8 protein-coding genes and 1 pseudogene are annotated in these 11,595 nt (G+C 43.2%); 4 read left to right on the top strand and 5 right to left on the bottom strand.

Annotated elements, in window-relative coordinates; genetic code table 11:
* Window positions 1-115: 115 nt before the first annotated feature.
* Window positions 116-658, bottom strand: a pseudogene (locus tag F6J99_RS33090) (transposase); the annotation flags it as partial.
* Between the two features lie 65 nt (window positions 659-723).
* Here F6J99_RS33090 and F6J99_RS33085 point away from each other — a divergent pair.
* From F6J99_RS33085 to hpnH, 4 genes are all read left to right on the top strand, one after another.
* Window positions 724-864, top strand: coding sequence for a CopG family transcriptional regulator (locus tag F6J99_RS33085; RefSeq protein ID WP_293119416.1), 141 nt, complete (start codon window positions 724-726; stop codon window positions 862-864).
* Window positions 865-1,228: 364 nt separating this feature from the next.
* A complete protein-coding gene (locus F6J99_RS33080) occupies window positions 1,229-4,423 on the top strand; it encodes an efflux RND transporter permease subunit (RefSeq protein ID WP_293119414.1) in 3,195 nt (1,064 codons plus the stop codon).
* Window positions 4,424-4,427: 4 nt separating this feature from the next.
* Window positions 4,428-5,399 carry a hopanoid-associated sugar epimerase gene (gene hpnA / locus F6J99_RS33075; protein WP_293119412.1) on the top strand — a complete coding sequence of 324 codons (972 nt, stop codon included), beginning with the start codon at window positions 4,428-4,430 and terminating at the stop codon, window positions 5,397-5,399.
* Between the two features lie 221 nt (window positions 5,400-5,620).
* Complete coding sequence (gene hpnH / locus F6J99_RS33070) at window positions 5,621-6,640, top strand: adenosyl-hopene transferase HpnH (protein ID WP_293119410.1); 1,020 nt, start codon at window positions 5,621-5,623, stop codon at window positions 6,638-6,640.
* Window positions 6,641-6,763: 123 nt separating this feature from the next.
* On the opposite strand, the gene F6J99_RS33065 is transcribed toward hpnH, so the two are convergent.
* The 4 genes from F6J99_RS33065 to F6J99_RS33050 form a co-directional block, all read right to left on the bottom strand.
* On the bottom strand, window positions 6,764-6,988 hold the full coding sequence (locus F6J99_RS33065; RefSeq protein ID WP_293119408.1) for a hypothetical protein: 225 nt from the start codon (window positions 6,986-6,988) through the stop codon (window positions 6,764-6,766).
* Window positions 6,989-6,993: 5 nt separating this feature from the next.
* Window positions 6,994-9,306 carry a serine hydrolase domain-containing protein gene (locus tag F6J99_RS33060; RefSeq protein ID WP_293119406.1) on the bottom strand — a complete coding sequence of 771 codons (2,313 nt, stop codon included), beginning with the start codon at window positions 9,304-9,306 and terminating at the stop codon, window positions 6,994-6,996.
* A 169-nt stretch (window positions 9,307-9,475) separates the two neighbouring features.
* Window positions 9,476-10,702 (bottom strand): ABC transporter ATP-binding protein, encoded by a 1,227-nt coding sequence (locus F6J99_RS33055; RefSeq protein WP_293119404.1) that lies wholly within the window; start codon window positions 10,700-10,702, stop codon window positions 9,476-9,478.
* Window positions 10,703-11,595: ABC transporter permease (locus F6J99_RS33050; RefSeq protein ID WP_365974743.1), on the bottom strand; the 893-nt coding region annotated here is incomplete at its 5' end. It lies immediately after the preceding gene.

Below are 11,595 nucleotides of genomic sequence, written 5' to 3'. Positions count from 1 at the left end.
AGGGTGGGGTCTTCACCCACATCCATGCAACAGTTAGGATTTTGGGATTATATCCCGCGAATCCCCCTAATCATACCTCTCCATTTTCTGGAGGCTCCTATTAGGAACGAGCCGCACTAACGTAGTAGCCATCAGCCTTTCGGGTGATCGTAGCCGTTTTTATTTTGAAGCCGTCAGGGATTGGCCTGTGGTAGATCATTCTGACTTGCCCAAATTTTGGCAATGTCAGTATATTGCCCTTAATTGGGTTCTTAGAGAGAGATGGAAAAGTAAAAGAGCGGTACCTATTCTTGCTTTTAAACCGAGGCTTGCCACTCTTATTCCCATTACAATCCCCTTTTAGAAACCGCTTAAAAGCTAGGTCTACCCTTTTGACACAGTCTTGTATAACATGTGCATGAATTTCTTGATACCATGGCCTATCTTTTTTTAGTTGAGGTAGAGTTCGCTTTTGGGAATAGTAGTCAGGATTATTTCTTAACTCCGGCAGGTAGCAAACAAGAGGGCAGTAATTTACTGCACAACGATTCTGTTGATACCAGTTAAATCTGTCAGCCAGTAAGTAGTTGTACTGGTGGCGCAACATATCAAGCCATTTTTCTAGCTTAAGTGTCTGTGATTTACTTAATCGCAGCCTGTACTGGTATGCATATCTCATTGTTGCCCTCCTGTTTTCGACCTATTATTATAGTAACAGATGTAATTACATGTGTCAATGCGAAAATGAAAGACAAAACACTAATGATTCGGTTAACCAGCTTCGAGAAAAGGCAGCTTAAACAAGAAGCTGATCGCAGAGGGATGACCTCCTCTGAATTGCTCAGAAGCTTGATAGCTCGTTTCCCTGTTCCCAAAGATTCCTAATTGGTGACTCCGTTCCACTCCGCCACCGGGCTATCCTTCCTAGAGACGAAACCGATAGATAGTGGAGCCTTAATCATAAAGTTTTAACCTTTTACGCATAACCGACCAACCATAAAGGCTCCACTATCCTTACGGTATCTTTGAGACGCTGACCCTATCGGGTACAGCGCGGGGCTGTCGCCCATACCATAGCTCAATCGCTTGGTCTAGAGCTTTATCCATTGCTAGCAAATGCATGAGTGAAGTGTGGCGCTACCTGATCAATCCCATGTCTTTAGAATCTATTCCTTAGAATCTAATCCGATCTTATAGCCGATCGCTCAAAGTATATCCTAGGGAAACAGTGACATAATAATTGTCTTCGATGGTCAAGTTGACTTCCCTCAAGGTCTTACGAAAGCGGTTCAATATTTCTCGGTTAGCCATTAAGTATTCCCGAGTAACCATAGGTTTTTGGATCGCAATGGTTGTGGCTGGGCTTTTGGCCTTCAGTTCCCTTAAGTATGCCCTATTCCCAGATATTACGTTTCCGGTGGTGGTGGTCAATGCTCAAGTGCCATTGGAGACTGCCGTGGAAACGGAGCAGAAAGTGACTCAACGGATTGAGGAAAGGCTTTTGCCTTTGGCAGGACTCGATCAGATGGTTTCCTCAACCTACCCTGGTCGAACAGTAGTTACCCTCTATTTCGATGTCGGAACCAATCTCAACTCCTCTTCAATGGAGGTTGAAAAGACACTGTGGCAGATTGCTCTTCCTGAAGGTGCAACCTTTCAGGTCATTCCCTTCAATTTGAACGAATCCTCTGCCGTTAGCTACACCATCAAGAGTGATACTAAAGACCTGAAGCAATTAGCTGACATTGCTAAGACTAGCATTTTACCAGAGATTGCTCAACTTCCAGGAGTTCTGAAAGTCAATTTGTTGGGAGGGGGGGAAACTACGTTTACGGCTCTCAATTCTGGCTCAGAGTTGACCAAACAAGCACCAGAAATTATTAAGGAGGAACAGCCGCGAGATAGTCCCGAATCACCCATACCCATTACCCCGACTCGGATTCGCTTCAATGGACAGGAAGCTTTGGCTTTTCAGGTGATCAAAGGGGGTGATGCTAACACCTTAGATGTAGTTAGTCGGGTAGAGAAAACAGTGCAAAGGCTACAAGGTAGTTTGCCAGGGGTGCAGTTAGTCTTAGCAGTGACTCAAGCTAACTATATCCGGGAAGCGACTCAATCTACTATTGATGGTTTAGTACTGGCAATTGTTCTGGCAGTGTTGGTAATTTTTACTTTCTTGCGTAACTGGCGTGCCACCCTAATTACTGCCTTGGCAATTCCAATTTCTCTGCTCGGAACCGCTATAGTGATGGCTATCTATGGGTTCAATCTCGAAACCATTACTCTACTAGCTTTGGCTCTGGTAATTGGAATTATTATTGATGATGCCATTGTAGAAGTCGAGAACATTTCTCGGCACCTGGAGGCTGGGGAGTCTCCTCGGCAAGCTGCTCTTTCTGCTACTAATGAAATTGGTCTGACGGTTTCTGCTTCTACTTTGACCATTGTGGCGGTATTTCTACCGGTTGGTTTAATGGGTGGTAACTTAGGACAGTTCTTTAAACCCTTTGGTCTGACGGTTTCGGCAGCAGTTCTTACCTCTTTGTTGGTTGCTCGAACCTTGTGCCCAGTTCTTGCGGTTTATTGGCTTAAACCTAGACAGGGGAATAGGGAACAGGGAACAGGGAACAGGGAGCAGGGAGCAGGGAACAGGGAGCAGGGAGCAGGGAGCAGGGAAAGATTATTGAGAGAAGAAGGGAACAGGGAACAGGGAACAGCGATGCAGCGCGGTCTTGGGGGTCTCCCCCATGAGCGACTGCATCAAGACGGGAATAGGGAACAGGTAACAGGTAGAAGGGAACAGGGAATAGGGAATAGGGAAAGATTATCAAGAGTAGTTTTCGACTTTTGGTTGAGGTCTAATCCTAAGTACCCTGATTTGCTGGGCTGGTCCCTGGGGCATCGGAAATTTGTAGTGGGATTAGCGGTATTGAGCTTTGTGGCTGGAATTTCTCTGATTCCCCTAATTCCTCAGGGGTTTATTCCTACCCTAGACCGAGGGGAATTTATGATTACCTATACAGCACCGTTGCCTGAGATGCCTAGTGCCTCTCAATTTGGTGATTTAATTGATAAGATTCTGAATTTGGGAGGGTTTGATTCTAACAGTGAGGAGTCAAAGCCATTAAGTAATTCAGATACTAATTCAGATACTAATTCAGATACTAATTCAGATACTAATTCAGATACTAATTCAGATACTAATTCAGATACTAATTCAGATACTAATTCAGATACTAATTCAGACCTTAGGGAGCAGCTAAAACCACAACTATCAAAACCACAACTATCAAATTCCGGGTTTAATGGTCTATTTCCGATTAAAAGTGGGATGAAATTGGTACTGAAGCAATCTGAGCAGGTGGCTAAGCAGTTAGAAGAGGCGGTGCTGGCTTTCCCTGAAGTGGAATCGGTATATACGGTTGTGGGGGTACAGGGTGATCCCAAAAAAGGTAACCTTCAGGTCAAACTTAAACGTAATCGCCAATATACTACTGCTCAGGTTCAGGAAAAAATGCGGGCTGCTTTGCCGAAGATTTCTGGTGTAACTACTAGTGTTGAAGATATTCAGTTTATCGAACTACCTACTCAAAAACCGGTTCAAGTTGCTTTATTGGGTGATGATTTAGAGGTGTTAGGCAATACTGCTGCGGATCTCAAAACTCGGATTGAGACATTACCAGGATTAGTGGATGTAGAGGCAACTGGTCAGAATAATCGAGGGAATAGGATTACTGAGATTGAGCATGTTAATGGTCAGCGAGGGGTTTATGTTCGCGCTAGCCTTAACCAGGGTCACAGGTTGGGAGATGCGACTGAGGAGGTGGTAAAGCTTGCCAAATCAGTTTTACCGGATGGTGTGACCTTAGAACTGTGGGGAGATTCGGCTCTGAGTAGTCATGTGCTGGGGAGTTTTGCTGGCACCTTGACCTTGTCTGTTACCTGTATGCTGCTAGTGCTAATTTTGCCTTTTGGTCGATTGTTAGAACCGATGGTGGTGGGCTTGTCGTTGCCCTTATCTATTGTGGGAGCAATGCTGGCACTTCTGATCACCCAGAGTGATTTTGGCATGATTTCCCTGATTGGTCTCATTTTTTTGCTGGGACTACTTGACAAAAATGCGCTTTTGCTGATGGATTATGTTAACCAACTTCGTCGAGGTGGTTTAAGTCGCACTGAGGCAATTCTGGAAACGGGAGTGGTGCGTTTGCGACCAATTATAATGACTACTGCTTCGACTATTTTGGGAATGTTGCCCTTGGCATTGGGATTTGGCGCAGGAGCAGAATTGCGACAACCGATGGCTGTGGCAATTATTGGTGGATTGCTTACGTCTACGTTGTTGAGTTTGATTGTTGTACCAGTATTGTATACTCTGCTGGAAGATTGCTGGGTAGGATTATTTTCTGGTAAGAAGTACGGAATCGGGAAAGAGAGGGGCTAAATCAATGGCAATCAAAGCTTTCGTCACTGGAGGAACAGGATTTATCGGTGCTCATGTTGTGCGATCGCTACTTGAAGCAGGATACTCCGTGCGAGCTCTGGTGCGCCCTACTAGCCAACTCGATAACCTCGAAGGTCTAGATATAGAAGTCGTTATCGGTGACTTAAACGATCCAGGCTTGTCCGAACTGATGCAGGGATGTCAGGTATTATTTCATGTCGCTGCCCATTATTCCCTGTGGCAAGCGGATCGAGATTTACTCTATCGTAACAATGTCCAGGGAACCCGTAATGTGCTACAAAGTGCTGCTCAAGCTGGGATTGAACGCACTGTTTACACCAGTTCAGTAGCGGCTATTGGTGTGGGTAAACCTGGGGAAATTGTGGATGAAACCCATCAGAGTCCTGTCGAGAAATTGGTGGGTGACTATAAAAAATCTAAGTTTTTTGCTGAACGGGAAGCGATCAAGGCAGCTGAATCTGGTCAAGATGTGGTGATTGTTAATCCTAGCGCTCCCATTGGTCCAATGGATATTAAGCCAACTCCTACCGGAGAAATCATTGTGCGCTTCCTACAGCAGAAAATGCCATTTTATTTGGATACGGGATTAAATTTTATTGATGTCCGGGATGTAGCTCAGGGTCACCTGTTGGCGTTAGACCGGGGGAAAAAAGGCGATCGCTATATTTTAGGTAACCAAAATCTATCCTTCAAATCCTTATTGGAGCAACTTGCGGAAATTACTGGATTGAGTGCGCCTCAAAAAACTGTTCCGGTCTGGCTACCGCTGAGTATGGCTTGGATTGATGAGTGCGTCTTGACTGTTTTCGGCAAAACCCCTTCTATTCCGCTCAATGGGGTGCGGATGGCACAACACCCGATGTATTACGATGCTTCGAAAGCGGTTAGAGAGTTAGGGTTACCCCAATCTTCCATTAGGAAAGCCCTGAAGGATGCTGTTGATTGGTTGAGGTAAGGGAACAGGGAACAGGGAGCAGGGAGCAGGGAGCAGGCAAGAGGCAATAGGCATGCTAGCAATAGGCAAGAGGAAACTGATAACTGCGGTAAAGTCTAGGATTTAAAGCAATTCACCAAAAGTATTATAAATTTATTGGCGAAGCTGATCATAGTTCAAGCTTTGGGGTAATCATGATTACCCTCAATGATTAGCGTTGATTATATGGTGTGAGGACAATTATGGCAATTCAATTACAACAAGCTCTTGATGTCGGAAAGTATATTGTTACCCAGCGTCTTTTGGGTCGTAAACGCTTTCCCCTGGTGCTGATGTTGGAACCTCTGTTCCGCTGTAATCTAGCTTGTTCCGGTTGTGGCAAAATCCAGCATCCTACGGAAATACTCAAGCGCCAGCTAACTCCTGAAGAGTGCTTTGCTGCGGTGAAAGAGTGTGGTGTTCCTGTGGTTTCTATTCCGGGGGGAGAACCTCTGCTTCATCCACAAATTGACGACATTGTCAAGGGGTTGGTGGCATGGCGAAAGTATGTCTATCTCTGTACCAATGGGTTGTTGTTAGAGAAGTCTCTGGATAAGTTCCAACCTTCCCCTTACCTGACTTTCAGCGTTCACTTGGATGGCTTACGGGAACGGCATGATCAGTGTGTGGACCGTCAGGGGGTATTTGATAAGGTAGTGCAGGCAATTCGAGCCGCTAAAGCTAGGGGATTTCGTGTGACTACTAACACGACGGTGTTTGAGGGAACTGATCCTAAGGAAATCCAGGAGTTCTTTGATTTCCTGGCCATGTTGGGTATTGACGGCATGATGGTTTCTCCTGGATATAGTTATGAATGGGCACCGGATCAGGAGCATTTCCTGAAGCGGGAACAGACTAAGGCGATGTTCCGGGAAATTTTAGCGCCTTTCAAGGCTGGGAATAAAACCTGGAATTTTAACCATAATCCTTTATTTTTGGATTTCCTGATCGGGGAGAAAGATTACGAGTGTACCCCTTGGGGAAGTCCTAGTTACAGTGTTTTGGGGTGGCAAAAGCCTTGCTATTTGTTAAATGAAGGGCATTATTCCACTTTTAAGGAATTGCTGGAGGAAACGAATTGGGATCAGTATGGTCGCGCTAGTGGTAATCCTAAGTGTGCCGATTGTATGGTCCATTGTGGGTATGAGCCGACGGCGGCTATGGATGCGTTTCAGCCCCAGAATATGGTTCGTGCGATGGGTAGTGTGTTAGGAGGGGTTTAAGCTAAAACACATTTTAAATGCTTTTTAGCAAGGCAAAAGGCAAAAGGCAAAAGGCAAAAGGCAAAAGGGGACTGGGATCTATTTCATTAAACCTGACTAATTTCCTAGACCATAAAGCTGGCGCTAGTTCCTAGGTCTAAGTGGTGATGGATTGCTAAGGCTGGCAGGATCGGCAAGGTTAACTTGAGCACAATACAGAACAGAGAATACAATAAATGCGATCGCATTTATCTGAGCTTTCTGATTCTTGATCAAATAGACCTTGAAATCAACTTCAAGGTCATTATTTGATTGGGAATTAATTCGTTTTTGTAAAACCTCATTATCTGCTTCCCCTTGTCTAATCACAAAAATTAAAATTTAAATCCTAATAAATTCCAAGAATTTAAGATCCAGATAAATAGCCATGCTGCTAGCATACTCAAAAAATAATACCCTCGTCTAATCCAAGACCAGTTTTTGTCTCTCCAAGCCAGTAAAGCAATAATCGATACTATAGTAGTCAAGCCTGTGGTCACAATGGGTAGATAAAGTAACGCAATTATCACAGGGGGCATTCCGAAGAAAAATTCCCAGAAATCTATTGTACTAATAGCTATCCCCATTCCCATCAAAAAGCATAAATTCAACAGACTAATAAGACCAATACTCAACTCCACCAGACGAGTATGTCGTGAAACTATAGATAACGTTTTATTTTTGCGGCTAACTAATGGTCTAATTAGCCAAACTAAACATCCCCATAGGAAGATGGTCACAGAAAATCCTGCCAGTCCAAGCTGTAAAACAGGAGCTTCGTACCAGGGTAACTTTTCATAGCTTAAATGGACATGACTACTCATAGACATACCAGTAATTTTACCCTGACTATCTGGCCGAAAATTTATATACATACTGCTGTCAGTAGCGCGAAATAGAAGTGGCTCGACTTCCTCCCATGTACTTCTACCTGGAAATATAGTTAACGTGTGGTCTTTATTAGTTTTAATAATCAACAATTTACCCCATTCTAGCAAAACCATGGCTAGTTTAACCAGGGAGTTTCGAGGATATCGAATGAAGCGATAACCGCCCTTTATTTGTTTATATTGCTGTTCATATTGCTGGTCATACTGCTGGGTACTATCAGCTTCAGTGATAGCTTTAGTAATCGTTTCAGTAGGTGACGAAATGGTTTTCTGTACAGGATAATAACGATCTAAAAACTGTTCAACCAAGTCGTCTCGCAAATTTTCATTAAGAGTGTTACGATTGTAAGCAATATAGAAACCTAACTTTTGTTCTGGGATTAAAAATAGCAGATTAGTATACCCTGACATGCTACCGCCATGCTCAATTATCCGTTGATTATTCACAAAGCGCTCAAAAAAACCATAAGTAGATCCTGCCACTTGAGGAATGTTGGGAAAATTAGTATAGTGTTGGCGGTGCATCTCCTTTACTGTAGTGTCATTCAGGATACGCTCTGTACCATAACGACCTCCCTGTAAATGAGCAATCATAAAGTGAGCCATGTCTTCAGCAGTAGTACTTAACGCTGTAGTAGGAACACTTTTATTACAGGTAAAGGGTTGCTTTATATAATTGCCATTTTTGTACTGATATCCCACAGCTAAATCAGCAGCCAGCTGAGACGGTAATGGTTGCTGAAAACTACTTTGACTCATATTTAAAGGTTGTAGGATAGCTTGGTCAATATAGTCACTGAAAGGAATTCCACCAACTACTTCGACTAAGTAACCTGCCAATGCTAATCCCACATCACTATAAACATATAATTGACCTGGTGGTCGCACTCGCTCTGGTAAATTTTCTGTGAGAAATTTTTCTAAGGATGGCAGCTGAGACTGGCAAAGAGTGGCTCCGCCAATCGCCCAAGCTACATCAAATCCATGAGTATGAGTTAAGAGATGATCAACTGTGATTGGCTTAAATTTATTAGTCTTGATTTGAAATTCCTTAAGATACTGGTTAATATCTTCATTTAGCTTAAGCTTACCTTGCTCGACTAGTTGCATTATTGCCGTAGAGGTAACTAGTTTAGATACAGACCCTACACGAAACAGAGTTTTGTTAGGAATAACCGGTATCTTATCCTCAAGGTTGGCGTAGCCGTAGCCTTTCGAGAATATAATCTTGTCATCTTTTACTAAGGTAAATACCGCACCAGGAATATTATTTTCTGTCATTTGATTGACAAAAAAATTGTCACTAAATTCTTCTATATCCTGGAATTTAGTTAGTTTTAACTGGGAATCATCGGTTGTAGATACCATCGGCAAATACCGGTTAGATACACTCAAGGATTCCTCAGCAAATACAGGAAGTACAGAAACACTAAGAATTAATAGAGCTAAACTTAGTGATTGAATCAGTTTTAATAATCTATATACTGTTGTTTTCACTAGTTTTAGATTTGGTAAATTTTTGATCAAAGGGAACAGGGAATCGGGAATCGGGAATCGGGAATCGGGAATCGGGAATCGGGAATCGGGAATCGGGAATCGGGAATCGGGAATCGGGAATCGGGAATCGGTAATCGGTAATCGGGAATCGGGAATCGGTAATCGGTAATCGGGAATCGGGAATCGGGAATCGGTAATCGGGAATAGTAAAGCTAAATCTGTTACCTCTTGCCTATTACCTGTCCCTAATTCAACAGTCAACCAACATTAAACCTTCAACCAACATTCAACCTTCAACCAACCTTAAACCTTCAACCAAAATTAAACCTTCAACCAACCTTAAACCTTCAACCAACCTTAAACCTTCAACCAACCTTAAACCTTCAACCAACATTCAACCTTCAACCAACATTCAACCTTCAACCAACATTCAACCTTCAACAACATCCCAACAAAGCGGTGGGCTAATCATACCTTTTTCACTATATTTTGAACGCACTAAAAAGTTATAAACACGCAAATGGTAGTCATAGGTATAAGCCCGATTCGGTTCATAAACCCCAACATCAAGAAAATACTTACCACTGTTTAAATCTAAGCGGGATAGATGGAGTTTGATTTTTCCTTTACCTTTAATACCTGGTACTGATACTCCCATGGTAGTTGTGTTAGTCTCAAGACAAACTTGACCATCTTCAGTACTAATCAGGACACTAAAAATTAGTCCATCAATTGGTTGAGGTGAAAAGTACTCAATGTCAATGGCTAAGGAATCACCACTATTAATCTCTAAGCTAGGTAACAGCAACACATCGGTAATTTCTACTTCTAGAGAGCCAAAGCGGTTTTGATTCATTCGCAGTTGCACACCAGACCTAGTCACTTGGGAGGATCCGTTGGGAGTGCGTTGCTGAGTTTGCGATCGCATTTGATTGACATACTGTGCTACTACCACTTTTGGCTCACCATAAGCCATGATTTGTCCTTGTTGTAGCCACAAAGCGCGATCGCAAAGTTGCTCAATTTGTTCGCTACTGTGAGAAATTAGGACAATAGCACAGCCAGACTCTTTCAACTGCGCAATTCGTTCCAAGCACTTAGCCTGAAATCTCAAATCCCCAACGGACAGAAACTCATCAACTAGCATCACATCTGGGTCTGTGTGTACAGCCACCGAAAACGCCAGCCGCATCTGCATCCCTGTACTATAAGTGCGCACTGGATTATCGATAAACGGCTCAAGTTCAGCAAAGGTCACGATTTCATCAAAACGTCGCCCCATCTCTTCACGAGTAAGACCTGCTACCACACCACTAACAAAAGCGTTTTCTCGCCCAGTCAAATCTGGATGGAAACCAGCTCCCAAATCCAGCAGCGCTCCAATGGAGCCATTAACCGTAACCTTCCCTTTATCAGGTTTTCCAACCCCACCAATCAAGCGCAACAGGGTTGATTTACCAGCCCCATTGTGACCGAGAATGCCCAGCATCTGGCCTGGGGAAACGGTGAAGGTAATATTCTGCAACGCCCAAAACCTTTCCGCTGCCATAATATGCCGAAAACCCGACAGCGCCGCCTCCATAATGGTAAACGGTCGGTCAGGATGATAGTAGTTAAAGCGTTTACCGAGTTCTTTAACAATAATTGCATCAACCATCTATAATTCCTCCACAAAGCGATCGCTCTGCCACCGGAAAATTTGAAGACCGATAGGTAAACATACTGACGTGACCAAAGCCATAACTAGTAGAGCTAGCCAATCCGGTGCTGTGCCTTTAATTAGTACAGTGCGATAGGCGTTAACCAGATGCACCATCGGGTTAAGATAATACAAAAACTGATAATTTTTCGGCACATTAGTAATATCATAAAAAATCGGTGTCACATAAAAAAGTAGCTGTAAAAGTACACCGATAGTATGCTGGGTGTCGCGAAACGTTACATTAAGCCCAGCTAGTAGATAGGCTAAACTAATGGTAACGGCAAACTGGAGAGCTTGTAGGATGGGTAACAGTATAACTACTGGCTGTAACTGAACACCATCGATTAACAGAAAGATAACTAATACTGGCAGGGCTAAAATAAAATGAATCAGACCGGTGGTTACCGTCACCACCGGTAAGATAGCGTTTGGAAAACCCGGTTGTCGGATCAGGGGGCGATTATGAATAATCACGCCAGTTGCTTGAAAAAGAGAGCTGTTAAACCATGTCCATACCAACAAACCCGAAAATGCAAATGAAGTATATTGAGGAATATCAACCGACAATACAAAACTGAAAACAAAGGTAAAAACAGCTAACTGAAGTAGTGGATTAAGCAGCATCCAAGCTACTCCTAAAGCTGACCTTTTGTAGAGTAGCTTCATCTCCCGATTAACTAGCTCTCGTAGCAAATCATAAAGATAATTAAACCGCCACTTAAACAACGGTTTAATTTTGGGTTTTCGATTTTTTTTTGAAGACATTGGAGTAATATAGCATTTTAATTTGAGATGTAAAACTAGGATTGATATAAATCGGGAATCGGGAATCGGGAATCGGGAATCGG

Source organism: Moorena sp. SIO4G3, from assembly GCF_010692305.1.
GTDB lineage: Bacteria > Cyanobacteriota > Cyanobacteriia > Cyanobacteriales > Coleofasciculaceae > Moorena > Moorena producens_A.
This window is presented reverse-complemented; position numbering and strand designations above follow the sequence as displayed.

Excerpts from the sequence above, each read along its gene's own strand:
- F6J99_RS33085 (WP_293119416.1), top strand. The coding sequence starts at position 724 with ATGAAAGACAAAACACTAATGATTCGGTTAACCAGCTTCGAGAAAAGG.
- F6J99_RS33055 (WP_293119404.1), bottom strand. The coding sequence starts at position 10,702 with ATGGTTGATGCAATTATTGTTAAAGAACTCGGTAAACGCTTTAACTAC.
- F6J99_RS33080 (WP_293119414.1), top strand. The coding sequence starts at position 1,229 with ATGGTCAAGTTGACTTCCCTCAAGGTCTTACGAAAGCGGTTCAATATT.
- hpnH (WP_293119410.1), top strand. The coding sequence starts at position 5,621 with ATGGCAATTCAATTACAACAAGCTCTTGATGTCGGAAAGTATATTGTT.
- hpnA (WP_293119412.1), top strand. The coding sequence starts at position 4,428 with ATGGCAATCAAAGCTTTCGTCACTGGAGGAACAGGATTTATCGGTGCT.